This is a genomic window from Frigidibacter sp. SD6-1 (assembly GCF_030143255.1).
In the GTDB taxonomy this organism is placed as follows: Bacteria; Pseudomonadota; Alphaproteobacteria; order Rhodobacterales; family Rhodobacteraceae; genus TMP-24.
Genome location: NZ_JARJNR010000011.1, coordinates 13,621 through 27,720, shown reverse-complemented (window position 1 = coordinate 27,720; position 14,100 = coordinate 13,621). Strand labels below are relative to the sequence as shown.

Annotated in this window: 20 protein-coding genes; 5 read left to right on the top strand and 15 right to left on the bottom strand. The window is 67.3% G+C overall.

The window, feature by feature from the left end; translation table 11 throughout:
* Window positions 1-114: 114 nt before the first annotated feature.
* Together pyk and P0645_RS16960 are read left to right on the top strand one after the other, a co-directional pair.
* A complete protein-coding gene (pyk, locus tag P0645_RS16965) occupies window positions 115-1,560 on the top strand; it encodes a pyruvate kinase (protein ID WP_284165747.1) in 1,446 nt (481 codons plus the stop codon).
* Between the two features lie 82 nt (window positions 1,561-1,642).
* Window positions 1,643-1,867 (top strand): hypothetical protein, encoded by a 225-nt coding sequence (locus P0645_RS16960; RefSeq protein WP_284165746.1) that lies wholly within the window; start codon window positions 1,643-1,645, stop codon window positions 1,865-1,867.
* 108 nt (window positions 1,868-1,975) lie between these two features.
* Here P0645_RS16960 and P0645_RS16955 read toward each other — a convergent pair whose 3' ends face one another.
* Genes P0645_RS16955 through P0645_RS16915 form a run of 9 tightly spaced genes read right to left on the bottom strand, consistent with a single transcriptional unit; the run spans window position 1,976 to window position 6,537 of the window.
* Window positions 1,976-2,500, bottom strand: coding sequence for a flagellar basal body-associated FliL family protein (locus P0645_RS16955; RefSeq protein ID WP_284165745.1), 525 nt, complete (start codon window positions 2,498-2,500; stop codon window positions 1,976-1,978).
* A 9-nt stretch (window positions 2,501-2,509) separates the two neighbouring features.
* Window positions 2,510-3,226 carry a flagellar basal body L-ring protein FlgH gene (gene flgH, locus P0645_RS16950; protein ID WP_284165744.1) on the bottom strand — a complete coding sequence of 239 codons (717 nt, stop codon included), beginning with the start codon at window positions 3,224-3,226 and terminating at the stop codon, window positions 2,510-2,512.
* 14 nt (window positions 3,227-3,240) lie between these two features.
* The gene (flgA, locus tag P0645_RS16945; RefSeq protein WP_284165743.1) at window positions 3,241-3,657 is read right to left on the bottom strand and encodes a flagellar basal body P-ring formation chaperone FlgA; all 417 of its coding nucleotides are present in this window, start codon (window positions 3,655-3,657) and stop codon (window positions 3,241-3,243) included.
* On the bottom strand, window positions 3,657-4,442 hold the full coding sequence (flgG, locus tag P0645_RS16940) for a flagellar basal-body rod protein FlgG (protein WP_284165742.1): 786 nt from the start codon (window positions 4,440-4,442) through the stop codon (window positions 3,657-3,659). Before flgG ends, flgA begins: the two co-directional genes overlap by 1 nt.
* Window positions 4,443-4,450: 8 nt before the next feature.
* Entirely contained in the window at window positions 4,451-5,167 is a 717-nt protein-coding gene (locus P0645_RS16935; RefSeq protein ID WP_284165741.1) for a flagellar hook-basal body complex protein, read from the bottom strand.
* Between the two features lie 3 nt (window positions 5,168-5,170).
* A complete protein-coding gene (locus P0645_RS16930) occupies window positions 5,171-5,437 on the bottom strand; it encodes a flagellar biosynthetic protein FliQ (RefSeq protein ID WP_284165740.1) in 267 nt (88 codons plus the stop codon).
* 4 nt (window positions 5,438-5,441) lie between these two features.
* The gene (fliE, locus tag P0645_RS16925; protein WP_284165739.1) at window positions 5,442-5,735 is read right to left on the bottom strand and encodes a flagellar hook-basal body complex protein FliE; all 294 of its coding nucleotides are present in this window, start codon (window positions 5,733-5,735) and stop codon (window positions 5,442-5,444) included.
* A 14-nt stretch (window positions 5,736-5,749) separates the two neighbouring features.
* Complete coding sequence (gene flgC / locus P0645_RS16920) at window positions 5,750-6,142, bottom strand: flagellar basal body rod protein FlgC (RefSeq protein ID WP_284165738.1); 393 nt, start codon at window positions 6,140-6,142, stop codon at window positions 5,750-5,752.
* 8 nt (window positions 6,143-6,150) lie between these two features.
* Window positions 6,151-6,537 (bottom strand): FlgB family protein, encoded by a 387-nt coding sequence (locus tag P0645_RS16915; protein ID WP_284165737.1) that lies wholly within the window; start codon window positions 6,535-6,537, stop codon window positions 6,151-6,153.
* Window positions 6,538-6,619: 82 nt separating this feature from the next.
* On the opposite strand from P0645_RS16915, the gene P0645_RS16910 reads away from it, so the two are divergent.
* Window positions 6,620-7,948 carry a FliI/YscN family ATPase gene (locus tag P0645_RS16910; RefSeq protein WP_284165736.1) on the top strand — a complete coding sequence of 443 codons (1,329 nt, stop codon included), beginning with the start codon at window positions 6,620-6,622 and terminating at the stop codon, window positions 7,946-7,948.
* Here the strand turns inward: P0645_RS16910 and P0645_RS16905 are convergent.
* The 6 genes from P0645_RS16905 to P0645_RS16880 form a co-directional block, all read right to left on the bottom strand.
* Window positions 7,939-8,766: a DUF1217 domain-containing protein gene (locus P0645_RS16905; protein ID WP_284165735.1), complete on the bottom strand. Its 828-nt coding sequence runs from the start codon at window positions 8,764-8,766 to the stop codon at window positions 7,939-7,941. The two genes, P0645_RS16910 and P0645_RS16905, sit on opposite strands and share 10 nt — an antisense overlap.
* The gene (gene flbT / locus P0645_RS16900) at window positions 8,763-9,167 is read right to left on the bottom strand and encodes a flagellar biosynthesis repressor FlbT (protein ID WP_284165734.1); all 405 of its coding nucleotides are present in this window, start codon (window positions 9,165-9,167) and stop codon (window positions 8,763-8,765) included. The genes P0645_RS16905 and flbT overlap by 4 nt, the downstream gene beginning before the upstream one ends.
* Window positions 9,164-9,541: a flagellar biosynthesis regulator FlaF gene (gene flaF / locus P0645_RS16895; RefSeq protein WP_284165733.1), complete on the bottom strand. Its 378-nt coding sequence runs from the start codon at window positions 9,539-9,541 to the stop codon at window positions 9,164-9,166. Before flaF ends, flbT begins: the two co-directional genes overlap by 4 nt.
* A gap of 85 nt (window positions 9,542-9,626) precedes the next feature.
* The gene (locus P0645_RS16890; protein WP_284165732.1) at window positions 9,627-10,841 is read right to left on the bottom strand and encodes a flagellin N-terminal helical domain-containing protein; all 1,215 of its coding nucleotides are present in this window, start codon (window positions 10,839-10,841) and stop codon (window positions 9,627-9,629) included.
* Window positions 10,842-11,067: 226 nt separating this feature from the next.
* Window positions 11,068-11,415: a hypothetical protein gene (locus P0645_RS16885; protein WP_284165731.1), complete on the bottom strand. Its 348-nt coding sequence runs from the start codon at window positions 11,413-11,415 to the stop codon at window positions 11,068-11,070.
* On the bottom strand, window positions 11,412-11,708 hold the full coding sequence (locus P0645_RS16880) for a rod-binding protein (RefSeq protein WP_284165730.1): 297 nt from the start codon (window positions 11,706-11,708) through the stop codon (window positions 11,412-11,414). The genes P0645_RS16885 and P0645_RS16880 overlap by 4 nt, the downstream gene beginning before the upstream one ends.
* A 99-nt stretch (window positions 11,709-11,807) precedes the next feature.
* On the opposite strand from P0645_RS16880, the gene fliK reads away from it, so the two are divergent.
* Window positions 11,808-13,415 (top strand): flagellar hook-length control protein FliK, encoded by a 1,608-nt coding sequence (gene fliK, locus P0645_RS16875; protein WP_284165729.1) that lies wholly within the window; start codon window positions 11,808-11,810, stop codon window positions 13,413-13,415.
* 10 nt (window positions 13,416-13,425) lie between these two features.
* Complete coding sequence (locus P0645_RS16870; protein ID WP_284165728.1) at window positions 13,426-14,097, top strand: flagellar hook capping FlgD N-terminal domain-containing protein; 672 nt, start codon at window positions 13,426-13,428, stop codon at window positions 14,095-14,097.
* Window positions 14,098-14,100: the final 3 nt, after the last annotated feature.

Genomic DNA, 14,100 nt, shown 5'->3' with positions numbered 1-14,100 from the left:
GCAGGCGTCCAGATATCCGGTTGCGCCGCACGGGTCGAACGGGGCCAATCCTGTTGCCGGGCGCGGGGATATCTGCGATAGCAGGTCGAGTTTGCGCTAACGTCGGGGAATGGGATGAGGCGGCACCGGAATGTGAAGATCGTGGCCACCCTCGGCCCGGCATCGAGCGATTATGCGACGATCCGCGCCTTGTTCGAGGCAGGGGCGGATGTGTTCCGCCTGAACATGAGCCATGGCAGCCATGCCGACCAGAAGGCGCGCTACGACCTGATCCGCCAGATCGAGGAAGATGTCGGCCGCCCCATCGCGGTGCTGGCCGACCTGCAGGGCCCGAAGCTGCGCGTCGGCACCTTCGCGAACGGCTCGGAGGAGCTGGTGGAGGGCGCGCAATTCCGGTTCGATCTCGACCCCGCCGAAGGTAGCGCCACCCGCGTCTGCCTGCCGCACCGCGAGATTTTCGCAGCCCTCGAACCCGGCGCCTCGCTTCTGGTCAATGACGGCAAGATCCGGCTGAAGGTTGAGGCCTGCGGCGCCGATTTTGCCGATTGCACGGTGACGACCGGGGGCACGATTTCCAACCGCAAGGGCGTGAACGTGCCCGACGTGGTGCTGCCGCTTGCCGCCTTGTCCGACAAGGACCGGGCGGATCTGGAATTTGCCTGCAGCCTCGGCGTCGACTGGCTGGCGCTTTCCTTCGTGCAACGGCCCGAGGATGTGGTCGAGGCCCGGACCCTTGCCAAGGGCCGTGCGGCGATCCTGTCCAAGATCGAGAAACCGGCGGCGGTGAAGGCCTATGCCGAGATCCTCGCCGTGTCGGACGGGATCATGGTGGCACGCGGCGATCTGGGCGTGGAACTGCCGGTTCATTCGGTGCCGCCGATCCAGAAGCGGCTGGTGCGCGGGGCGCGGGCGGCGGCCAAGCCGGTGATCGTGGCAACGCAGATGCTCGAATCGATGATCGAAAGCCCGATGCCCACCCGCGCAGAGGTTTCCGACGTCGCGACCGCGATCTACGAGGGCGCCGATGCGGTGATGCTGTCGGCGGAATCGGCGGCCGGGCAATATCCGGTCGAGGCGGTGGCGACGATGCACAATGTCGCGCGGTCCGTCGAACAGGACCCGACCTACCGCGAGGTGATCGAGGCCTCGCGCCGCGCCAACCGCCAGACCGTCGCCGACGCGATCGTGTCGGCGGCGCGCGAGATCGCCGAGACCACCGACATCAAGGCGATCTGCTGTTTCAGCCAGTCGGGGATGACGGCAAGCCTCGTTGCCCGCGAACGGCCGCGCGTGCCGATCCTCGCGCTGACGCCACTGCCTGCAACGATCCGGCGCCTGTGCCTGACCTGGGGGGTCCATTGCGTGCTGACCCCGGCGGTCGACCGGTTCAAGATGGCGGTCGTCAGCGCGGTGCGTGCCGCGCGTGACCACGGATTCGCGACCGAGACCGATCAGATCGTGGTGACGGCGGGCGTGCCGTTCAACGTGAAGGGCACAACCAACATCCTGCGCGTCGCGCCCTGCAACGAACGGCTGATCTTCAACACCGATCCGGAATAGGCCACGGCCCGGTTGATTTTCTCGCCCGGCGGGCAATACTTGTCCCGAAGGCGCCGGGCAGGGAAACGAACGGGAGGTGACTGTGGAGGCCGATTTCGCGCTTACGGCGGGGATTTTGTGCATTCTCCTGTCGATGCCAGCTTTCGTATCGGCCTTTTCCGGCAGCCGGACGATGCGGTTGCCCGTCACGCTCCTGATCCTCGGCGGTGTGCTCGTCACCTGGGCCACCAGCTTTTCCGGCACCACCTACCGGTCCGACGAAGTGCCGCAGGCGATCCTGAGGGTGCTGGCCTATTTCTTCCGCTAGAGCGTCTTCAGGAAGAGTTGACAGACTTCTCCGGTTCGAAAACGCGCCAAATCAGAATCTTGCTGCAGTCTGCCGCTTCGGCAACAAGAAGAACCTGTTCTGAGGGCGTCAGTTGTCCTGGCGGACGATGTCGGTGATCAGCACATCGCTGACCATGTCCTTCAGAACCTTTGCCGCCGCCTCGTTCAGCGCCACACGCAGAATTTCCATAGTGTTGGAATTGGTGAAAGCGCCGTCGAAGCCACCGGCATTGGCATGGTCGAACAGGACCTTGAGAAAACTGTCGCGCAGCTTTGGTTCGACCTGGAACACCTGTTGGGTCGACCCGGTCGGCACTTCCAGGCTGATCGACAGGATGACGAGTGAATTGACCGCGCCCTTGTTCACGACCGGCACGATGAACTGATTGTTGAGCTTCACATACTCCTTAAGCGGTGCCTCGCCTTCCTCGTCTTCGCCATGGCCCTCGCCCGCGCTGGCTTTCGCCTCGCCGTGACCCGCGTCAGCCGTCTCGCCGGTCTCGCCACAGGGGTTCAGCATCACCTCCTCGGGCGGCGGGCGCAGCATCAGCCCCGCGCCACCCCCGGCCAGAAGGCCGATCAGCCCCAGAAGGATGGGAAGCAGCTTGCGCATCGCGCCCTCTCAGAACGGCAGGAGATTGTCGATGATCTGCTGGCCGTAGCGCGGCTGCTGCACATCGGTGATCTGGCCGCGCCCGCCGTAGGAAATGCGCGCGCCGGCGATCTTGTCATAGGTGATCTCGTTCTGGCGGCTGATATCCTCGGGCCGGACGAAGCCGGTGACGATCAGTTCGCGGATCTCGAAATTCACCCTGACCTCCTGCGAGCCCTGGATGCGCAGCACGCCGTTCGGCAGTTCCTCGGTCACGGTGGCGGCGATGCGCAGCGTGAGCTTTTCCTTGCGCTTGACCGAACCGTCGCCCTGATAGTTCGATGTGGATTTGGTGCTGAGCGCATCGGCCATCGAGGCGCCCTCTGGCAAGACCTCATCGACCAGTTGCGGGATGCCGAAGGCTGAAGGCACGCCAAGACTGTCGGCGGACGAGCGGCTGCGGCCCGAGGAATTGGAAATCTCCGCCTTGTCGTCGATCTCGATCACCACGGTCAGGATGTCGCCGCGGAGCGCTGCGCGCCGGTCGCCGAAAAGCGATCCGCGCCCCGCCGCCCAGAGCGAGCCCCCCGCGGCGCGCGCCGTCTCGCGCGGCAGGCCCGCACTCGTCATCGCGAAATATTCGTTGCCGCCCTCGACCGGAGAGAGCGCCGGGGCCTTGCCGACCTCGCTCATGTTGCCGCAGGCGGCAAGAAGGCCAAGGAGAAGGGAAAGGGCGATCCGGCGCAAGGTGAGCTCCATGGTCAGGGGGTGACGATGACGGTGCCGTCGGCGGCGACGGTGCCGCTGACGGTGGTGCGGGAGGCGAGATTCATGACGCGGATGACTTCGCCCGCGCCCGCGCGCGCCAGCGCCCGGCCCTCGGCGGTGATGGACAGGCCGCCGGTGCGGTAGAGAAGCGTCACCTTCGCATTGCGCTCAATGAGCGCCGGGGCGGACAGCTTGTCGGCAAGGATCGGAAAACCCTTGTAGATCGTGATGCGCGCCTCCATCCCGATCGCGTCGGCGGGATCTTCGACCGCACCTGCGACCGGCTTCACACCCGGCTCCATATCCTCGACCGCAAGGATGGTCCGCGCCGGGATCGTCCGTGCGGCGACCAGGGTTTCGGCACCAAGCGGCGCGGGCAGAAGCGCGATCAGGAGAACAAGCGCGCGCATCAGCGGATCTGCGTGGTTGCGCCGAGCATCTGGTCGGCGGCGGTGATGACCTTGGCGTTCATCTCATAGCCGCGCTGGGCCTCGATCAGGTCGGTGATCTCGCGCACCGGATCGACCGAGCTTGATTCGAGGAAAAACTGGCGGATGGCGCCGAGGCCGTTTTCGCCCGGCGCGCCCACCTGCGCGGGGCCGGAGGCCGCGGTTTCCAGGAAAAGGTTTGACCCGGTCGCCTGCAGGCCCTTTTCGTTGGTGAAATTGGCCAGCGTCAGCTGGCCCAGAAGCTCCGGATCGACCCGGTCGGCGAAATAGGCATAGACCTCGCCCGAAGGGTTGATCGAGATGTTCCGCGTGTCGTCGGGGATGGTGATGCCGGGCACCAGAGGATAGCCTTCGGAGGTAACGATCTGGCCGTCGGGCGAGCGTTTCAGCGATCCATCGCGCGTATAGGCCGAAAGCCCGGACGGCAGCGTCACCTCCAGATAACCCAGGCCTTCGATGGCGACGTCGAGATCGCCGTTGGTCGAGGAGAGCGTGCCTTGCGAGATATTGACCGTCACCGCGACCGGCCGGACGCCAAGGCCCACCTGGATGCCGGTCGGCACCACGGTGCCGTCCGAGGCGCTGACCGCGCCCGGCGGTGTCATCTGCTGATAATGCAGGTCGGCAAACTCGGCGCGGCGCGGCGAATAGCCGGTCGTCGACATGTTGGCGAGGTTGTTGGAAATGACCTCGACCCGCAGGCTTTGCGCGGTCATGCCGGTCGATGCGATCTGAAGGGCGCGCATTCTGCCTCCTACCTGCCAAGCGTCTGGGAGACGGAGCGGATGCGGCTATCCTCCGCCTCTAGGAAATTCTGGCCCGCCTCATAGGCGCGCTGAACCGCGATCATACGGGTGATCTCGCTTACCGGGTTCACATTCGAACTTTCCAGAAATCCCTGAAAGATGATGCCGTCCTGCATCGGGTCGGGCGGCGTGGCGGTGGAAAAGCGTGTGCCACCCTGATGGATCAGGTCATTGGGGTCGGCGGGCAGAAAAAGGCCGATCTGGCCGATCGGCTGGCCCGCGGCGGAAATCGTGCCGTCCTGGGCGATGGTCACGGTTCCGGCCTCGACCGGCACCTGGATCGGCCCGGCGCCCGCGTCGAGCAGGCGAAAGCCGTCCGCCGTCATCAATTCGCCCTCGGCCGAACGGGTGAAGGCGCCCGCGCGGGTCAGCTGGTTGCCTTGCGGGGTCTCGATCAGGAAGAAGCCCTCGCCCTCGATCGCCAGATCGAAGGCGCCGCCGGTCGCCTGCAGGACGCCCTGCGACAGGTTGATCTCGCGCCCTTCGGCGGTTGCCATCGACAGCGAGGGCTCGGACCCGTCGAGGGCCGCCACATGTTCGGCGAAGATCACGCCTTCGCGCTTGAAACCGGTGGTCGAGAGGTTGGCGATATTGTTCGCGACCGACTGCATCTCGCGCATCAGGCCCGACTGGCGGTTCAGCGTGCTGTAGACGGCATTGTCCATGGCTCAGCTTCCCGCGATCAGGGGGACGATCCGGTCGGTGAAGAACGACACGAGCGTCCCGGTCATGAAGGTCATCGACACCCAGAAAACGAGCATCATCGCGCCGACCTTGGGCACGAAGGTCAGCGTCATCTCCTGCACCGACGTCAGCGCCTGAAAGAGGCCGATGGCGACGCCCACCACCAGCGCCACGGCCAGAAGTGGCGCCGACAGGATCACGGCGGTCCAGAGGCCCTGGCGCAGCGTGTCGAAGAAGAGGGCTTCATTCATGGCGTCACACCGGCATCCTGAGAATTTCCTGATAGGCCTCGACCACCTTGTCGCGAAGCGTCACCGCGGTTTCGACGGCAAGCTCCGAAGCCGCGAGCGCCTCGACCAGCGCATGCGGATCGGCGGTACCCATCATCGCGGCGCGCGCCGTTTCCTCGCCTGCGCGCAGCGTCTGACCGAAACCGTCGAGTGCTGCGGCAAAGGTGCCGGGCGCCTGTTCTGCGCCGCCGGGTGCGGGCGCCGTGGCGGGCCGCGCCCGCGTGTAAGTCAGGGAGGCGAGAGTGCTTCGCACGTCCATTCCGGATCACCTCCCTACCGGCGCAGCAGCTCAAGCAGGCTTTGCGACATTTGCCGCGCCTGATCGAAGAGCTTGAGGTTCGCCTCGTAACTGCGCTGCGCTTCGCGCGCATCGGCTATCTCGATCACCATGTCGACGTTGGAACCGTCATGGTAACCGTTCTGATCGGCCAGCGGGCTGCCCGGGTCGAAGACCCGTGTCAGGTCCGACTGGTCAAGTTCCACCTGACCGAGTTCCACCCGCCCGGTCGCCCGACCGCCATCAAGCTCTGCCTCGAAGGGCGCCATCTTGCGGCGGTAGCCGGGCGTGTCGGCATTGGCGAGATTCTCAGAGACATAGCGCAGGCGCATGGCCTGCGCCTCCATCCCGGAGGCGGAAACGGCAAGCGAACTCTCGAATGTGCCCATGGGATGCCCTACCTGCGGCCGAGGCTCGCCCGCAGGATGCCGAGCGAGGTCTTGTAGATGGTGAGCGCGAGGTCATGGTCGCGGCGCACGTCGGCGGCGGCGACCATCTCGCCCTCGAGCGAGACGTTGTTGCCGTTGGGCGACATATGGCCGCCAGCGCGGTCGGAAATCGCGGTGAGGCTCTCGCCCGCTGCGCCCTGGACATGACCGGGCCGCGTGGCGCGCAAGGAAAGGCCCGGACCGGCGCCATAGACGTCGGCAAAGGGCTTGCCGTCCTTCGCGCGGTAGCCGGGCGTGTCGGCGTTGGCGACATTTTCGGCGATCGCACCTAGGCGGACGCCGGCATTTCGTGCCAGCGCGGATGCCATGCCCATGACTTCGGGGCTTTCGAACATCGGGGCTTCTCCTCCGAGCTTTCAATCAAGGCTTAACCCCGATTCGTTTAGAAAGGGTGAGCGTGAACAAAAGGGGGTCAGAATGGCCGATGGCGCGCTGGAGCTTCTGAAGGCCGATATCGCGGGCTGCCGCGCCGCGCGGCCCTTCGCACGGGTGGAAGAGGCGGGGCGCGGCCTGATCCGCGTCGGCGGCGGGGGGCCAGACTGGCAGATGGGCGAGCGTGTGGTCCTTCAGACCGGCGCCGGGCGGATCGGCGGAGAGATCGTGCTGATCGACGCGGGCGGCGCCGCGATCCTGGCCGACGAGGCGCCGGACGGCGTGCGGATCGGCGACCGGGTCGAGCGGGCGGACGGCGGCGGGATCGCCCCGCATGCCGGATGGATCGGCCGGATCGTCGACCCGTTCGGGCGGCCCCTGGACGGCAGGCCGCTGGCGCGGGGTCCCGAGGCCAGGCCGCTTCGCGGCCATCCGCCCTCGGCCGCTGCGCGGCGGCGGATGGGGGGGCGGCTGGAGACCGGCATGCGTTGTTTCAACACGCTTCTGCCGATCGTACGCGGCCAAAGGATCGGGCTTTTCGCGGGCTCCGGCGTTGGCAAGTCGATGCTTCTGGCAAGCTTCGCCCGCCATCTCGACTGCGATGTCGCGGTCATCGCGCTGATCGGCGAACGCGGGCGGGAGTTGAGGGAATTCGTCGAGGATGTGCTGGGGCCCGAGGGCATGGCGCGCAGCGTGGTCGTCGCCGCCACCTCGGACCAGTCGCCGCTCGTCCGCCGCCGCTGCGCCTGGACGGCGATGGCCGCCGCGGAATATTTCCGCGACCGGGGGGCACATGTGCTGTTCCTCGCCGATTCCGTCACGCGTTTGGCCGAAGCCCACCGCGAGGTGGCGCTGGCGGCGGGGGAACCGGCGACGATGCGCGGCCATCCGCCATCCATGTCGCATCTGGTCATGTCGCTCGCCGAACGCGCAGGGCCGGGGCCCGAGGGCGCTGGCGATATCACGGCGGTCTTTTCGGTGCTGGTCGCGGGGTCAGACATGGACGAGCCTGTCGCCGATGTGCTCCGCGGTGTCCTTGACGGCCATGTGGTGATGGAGCGCGAGATCGCCGAACGCGGGCGCTATCCGGCGATCAACCTCTTGCGCTCGGTTTCCCGCTCGCTGCCCGCGGCGGCGGACGAGCGGGAGAATGCGCTGATCGGCGAGGCGCGAAGGCTTCTTGGCGCCTATGACCGGGCCGAGATGATGATTCAGGCCGGGCTCTATGCCGCCGGAAGCGACCCTTTGGTCGATGCGGCGATCCGGGTCTGGCCGCGGCTCGATGCCTTTCTGGCGGAGGCAGAGAGCGATGGATCGGGCGCGAGTTTCGCGCGACTGGCCGATATCCTGGCGGGGGCGGAACCTCAGAGATAGAGCGACAGGCGGCTGCGCGCGGCCTGAGATTGCTGCAAAAGCGCGAGCGCGGTCGAGCCGCCAGTTGCGCCCGACAGGTCTGACTGCATCTGGGATCGGACAAGGAAGAGACGGACGAGCTTTTCGGTCTGCGCCGGATCGGCCATGTCCTTCAGGTCGGTGGTCCCCAGCGCGCTTTCCGCCCGGTCCTTCAGGATCACCAGTTGCTTGTCGATATCCACCTGGGAGAAGCTTTTCGGCAGGCCGAGCGCGGTCTGGATCACCTGACGCAGCGGCGGCGAACCGAGCGCGGTAAACCATCTGGCATCCGCCGACATCGAGCGCCCCGCGATCTCGGCCAGCTCGCGCCGCGCGTTGAGCGCGAGCCGCATGTCGTCATTCTGCTCGCCCACCGCCGCCTCGAACCGCCGCGCCTCGTAGCGGGCGAGGATCTTCTGGGGAAAGTCGGACAGGACGGTGTTCGGCACCGGATAATCGCCGAAGCCGAAGGCCTTGGAAAATTCCAGATAGCGCTTGTCGGCCAGCCGGTTGCCCAGACCATCGGGCTTCAGCGTGCCGTCTTCGAGGATCTTCCTCAGGAAGGCCTTGTTGTTGATATCGCCCTCCAGCCCGAAAGCGGTGAGGGCGACATTGAGAAGCCGCCGGTCGGAGACAAGGTCTTCGGCCGTGCGTATGGTGGCGATCTTCTCGCGAAAATAGGCCTCGTCGCGCTGGATCGCGCCGTCCTTGAGGAAGGCGCCTTTCTGCGCGTCGAGCGTGCGGGTCAGGAAGGCCCAGCCCGCGTAGCCGCCCATCGGAACGACCGGCGCGAAGCTCATCCGCTGCCGGCGGCGAGAAGCCGCGCCTCCCTCGGCAGAAGCGTGCGCAGGGCTTTCAGCGCCTGGTAGAACTGATCGTCCAGCAGCGCCTCGGTTGCCGCCGCAAGCTGGGCGCGGCTGTCCTGATCGCTCAGCGCATGGCTCAGCTGTTCGACGCCGCGCATCATCTGCACCTTGGCCTCGGCGGGTTTGGCATCGCCCGCGAGCACGAGCTGCGCAATGTAGCAGACACGACGAACCGGCGTATTGACTTCACCGGGATGGATCGCGTCGCGCAGCCGCAGGATATTGGCGTTCGGCGTCAGGATCGACAGGCGCGAGCGCTTGTCGCCGTTTTCGATCACGGCGCCGTTGATGAGCACACGCTCATGCGGCGCGAGTTTCAGGACAAGGCCGCTCATCCCCTGTCCTCCTCGCGCCTCAGGCCGCGCATGACGGCGGTGTTTATCTCGACCAGGACGCCAGCTTCGGCTTCGCCGGCCAGAACCTTGCGGGAATGGTCCACGGTGAATTCGGCAAGGTAGAAGAGTTTCGCGCGCAGCGCCTCGGGCAGGCCGTTGGCGGCCTCGGCCACATCGGCGGCGAGTACCGTCCAGAGCGCGCGATTGTCATGAAGGGCGCGGGCGAGTGCCGCGAAATTCGCCTTGGGCGCGGCGAGTGCCGCCTTGAGCTGGTATGTCACGCGGGCGAAAGCGTCATATTCGATACTGCGGGGCGAGCGGGTCGCGGCAGTTGGGCTGGCATAGGCCGCCCGGGCCATGATCTGTGCGGTCACTTCAGAACCTTCCGATGGCTAGGGTGCAGGCGCGCGGTCTTTGCCGCGGCGGGCGGGGCGCCCTGTACGGGCGCCCCGGGATTCATCAGCGGAAGAGCGCCAGGATGTTTTGCGGGGCCTGGTTCGCGATCGACAGCGACTGGATGCCAAGCTGCTGCTGGACCTGCAGCGCCTGCAGGCGGGCCGAGGCTTCCTCCATATCGGCATCGACCAGCGAGCCGATCCCGGCCTTGAGCGAATCCGAGAGCTTCATCACGAACTTGTTCTGGATGTCGATCCGGCTTTGGGCCGAACCGAATTCCGCCGCGGCGTCGATGCCGGTCTGGATCAGGCTCTCGATATTGCCAAGCGCCGCCGCCGCACCGGACGCGGTCGAGACATCGACCGTGGACAGGACGCCCAGGCCGCCCGAGCCAGCGTTCTTGAACTGGCCCGAAACCGCAAGGTCCGCCGCGCCATTGTTCGTGAAGACCAGTTCGCCCGGCGTGCCGCTGTCATAATCCACGGTGAAGTTCGAGATGCCGAGCGCATCGATGGCGTTCTTCAGCCCGACCGCCACCAGATCGTCGGTCGAGGAGGCGGCAAGCACATCGTTCGCCGTCACCGTATAGGTCGCGGTCTTGTTGCCGATCGAGATCGAGACCTGATCGCCCGCCGCCCAGGTGCCGCCATTGGCGATGGTGATGTCGTCGGTGCCGCCGCCCTGGTCGAGCGAGGCCACGAACGTATCGCCGTCGGTCGAGATCGTGCCGCCGGTCGAGGCGCTGAACACATCCGAAGCGACATAGCCGCCGATCGACAGATCCTGTGCGTTGATGGTGATCGAGGAGGTGGTCACCGTGCCGTTCGCCTGCCGGTCGAGCGATGCAAGCACGTCGACGGTCGTCTGCGACCCGTCGACGAGGTTCAGGCCGTTGAACTGCGCGGCGCCGACCACCGTCGAAATCTGGCTGCGCAGCGCGGCGATGTCGGTCTGGATCTTCGCGCGGTCGACGTTGTCTTCCTGCGCGGCAACGATCTTGCCCTTGATGTCGGTCAGAAGCTCGGTCACCGTCTCGGCCGCCTGACGGGCCACGGCGACGGTCGATTCACCGAGCGACAGGCTCGACGAGATCCCCTTGAAGCCCTTCACGTCGGCTTCCATCACCTTGGAGATCGCCCAGACCGCGGAATTGTCCTTTGCGGTCGCGACCGACTTGCCGGTCGAAATCTCGTCCTGGGTCTTCATGAGGTTGGAGTTCACCGAGCGCAGGGTCTGCAGCGCGACCATGGAGCTGGTGTTCGTCAGAATGCTGGACATCATCTGTTCCTTCGAAAGGGGGTGCTTTGCACCCGCGCCAAAGAGAGCCCGAAAGCGGGCCGTGCCGGTGTTCTGACCGTTGCGGAAGAAGGCCTTCGCCCTGACCCCGCGCCACTCCGTCCGGAGCGCGAAGCCCACATTCCGGGCGAAAGGCTAACGTTTCGCTAAACCCCGCCCGCCACCGCCCCGCCGAATCTCTAGAAATTGAGCAATCGCGGTCATCGGATCAGGCCCGCTTCTCGACCGTCCCGGGCCGGGTGGTGTGGCGCACGCTCTTGCCATCGGCGGTATAGGCCGTCAGCCCCTCGACCGCATCGCGGACCGCCTTCAGCCGCCCCACCGCGGCCTGCACACCGCGCAGCGCCGCGCCGATCAGCCGTTCGTTCACCCGCGCCTCGGCCGCCAGCCGCGCCAGCGCGGCGCGGGCGGCCCCGCCCGCGGGCGGATGGGCGAGAAGCCGGTCAAGTAGCTCGGTCTTCCGTGCGCCAGCCTCGGCAAGTGTTGCGATACGGCCAGCCTTCAATAGTGCACGTTCCTCGGTCAGGATCGCTGTCAGGTCGTCAATCTCGGTCATTCCCCGCCTCCCGCCGCCTCGGCACGCGCCTTCAGCGCCTCGAAAATACTCTCCGACAGGCCGATGCCGCCCTGTTGCACCATGGCCTTGGCCTGCGCCTCCAGCATGAAGCTTGCATATTGTTCCTCGCCGATGCCGCCGCCGAAGGATTGCCGCGCGCTGGCGGCGCCCATCGGTTTCAGCATCTCGGCGAGGAAGGCGGCCTCGAACTCTTGCGCTGCCTGCCGAAGTGCGGGTTCGTCGACCGCCGTCGGACGCGTCGCCGCAGGGGCGGTGGTGCTGTCGATCCTCATCGATCGTTCCAATCCAAGCTATTTCCGCAGATCAGACCAGAGGACGGTAAAGAAGCGGTAACCGGCATCAGGGATGGTCGGCGGGCAATGGCAGAAGTCATGGTGATTCCCGTGGACGCTTTCCCGTTCCTCGCCCCCGCTGGCCGCCTCTCGGGTCAGACCGCGCAGCAACTGTCCGGCCCCGAGGAGGGAGAGGTCGCGCTGGCGCCTTTTGCCTTTCTCGCGCTCTTCGGCGAGGCCGATCCCCCGGCACCGACGGTCGTCGCGCCCGAACCGGCCGAAACCGACAGCCCGCCAGAGGACGAGGCGGCAGACCTGAAGCTCGCCCTCCCGGCATTCGCGGTGCCGCTACCCGCCGCGCCCCCCGAATCGCCCGCCGCGCCCGAGCCCGAGCGCCTTCAACCCGCAACGAAAGTGCCAGAGGAGCCTCCCACGGCCTTGCCGGATCCGCGCGGGGCCGGTCCGGGCACCATGCCCGACGCTGCGCCGACCCATGCGCGCGCGCACTGGACAATCGACCCCGGGCAATTGCCGAACACTGCGGGCCGCATGGACCCGCCGGGCCAGCCGGGCCGTCAGGGCCACGAGGCGCCCCCGCCGCCGGCGGCACGGGGCACGCCGCCCGGCGCCGTTCCGGTGGCGGCAGATGCGACGCCGCCCGATCCGGACCGGCCCCGGGCGTATGCGGCCGAGGCGCCACTCCCACCGGCCTCCTCTGCGGCACCGGCACAGGGAAAGGCACAGATGCGGGTTGACCTGCCCGACGAGGCGGCGCAGGTTGCCGCCCTTGCGCCGCCGACCGATGGCGAGCGGGCCGAGCAGGCGGCACGCGCCGGGCAGAGCGCGGTTGGCCGGACCGACCCCGGGCGTGACCTGCCGATTGAGCCAACCTTGGCGCCTGAGACTGGGCGCCGGCACGCCGAGATGCCCCGGCCCGCGCCAAAGACGGACCGCGTGGCGGTCGCGGCACCGGTGCGAGAGGACTGGAAGGGCGAGCGTCCGCAGGAAGGTTTCCGCAGCGAAATCTCGGGCCTGCCACCGCACGCGATGCCGTCCCGGTCGGTGGCCGTCGAGCCTGAGCCCGACGCCGCCCCGGAACAGGTTGAGCCCCGGACAGCCCTGTCCGGCGCGGGGGCCATCGGAGCGGGGGCCATCGGAGCGGGGGCCATCGGCGCGGGCGACCTGCCCGACAGCGCTGCACCCGCGCCGGTTCGGCCGGAACCGGACATCACCGGCGGACGGGCGCCACACGCTCCGGCCGCTGCCGCGCCGCCGCATCCGGCGCCCGCTGCCGATCATGGCGCGGCGGTCGGGCGGCAGCTTGCCCTCGGCCTCGACGCCCATCGCGGCGGGCCGGTCGAGGTGACGCTTTCGCCAGAGGAGCTGGGCCGGGTTCGGATGGTCCTGCAGGGCGGCGAGGCGGGGCTGACGCTGACGCTGACCGCCGAGCGGCCGGAAACGCTCGACCTGATGCGCCGCCATATCGACCAGCTGGCGCAGGATTTCCGCGATCTCGGCTATCGCAACCTGGCCTTTTCCTTCGCCAGTGACGGCGGCCAGCGCGGCGGCGGCGGGCCAATGCCGCAACCCGAGGGCACCCCTTCGGGGACCGCGCGCGCCGAGGCGCCGCCGCCCGACGTGCCGCTACCGACCAGAACCGGTCAGATGCGCCTTGCGGGCGAAGACCGGCTCGACCTGAGGCTTTGAGGAGAGACCCATGGACCTGACCACCACCAGCCAGACCAGCGCTGTCCGCACAAACCCGACCGGGCGGGCGCCCGAACAGCAGGCGATCTCGTCGGATTTCCAGATGTTTCTAAAGATGCTGACCGCGCAGATGAAGAACCAGGACCCGCTGAACCCGATCGAATCGTCCGACTATGCGGTGCAGCTCGCCACCTTCTCGGGCGTCGAGCAGCAGGTGAAGACCAATGACCTTCTGGCCTCGCTGACCGCGCAGCTGGGCGTCACTGCGATGGGCCAGTATGCGAGCTGGGTGGGGATGGAGGCGCGGTCCTCCGCGCCCGCGCCTTTCGCGGGACAGCCGTTGACCGTCTATCCCACACCCGCCAAGGGCGCAGACAAGACCGTTCTGGTCGCCTATGACGACAAGAACAGGGAGGTCTGGCGGCAGGAGATTCCCGTCTCGACCGACCCGGTGCAATGGACGGGCACCACCGCCTCAGGCGGGCAGGTCCTGCCGGGGAACTACACCTTCAAGCTTGAGAATTATGCGGGCGGTCAGCTGACATCGACCGACAAGGTGCAGACCTTCAGCCGCGTGACCGAAGTGCGTCAGGGCCCGACCGGGCCGCTGCTGGTGCTGACCGGCGGCGCGACCGTGGCGCCGGCCGATGTCTCGGCGCTCAGGCCCGGGACGACGCCCTGACGG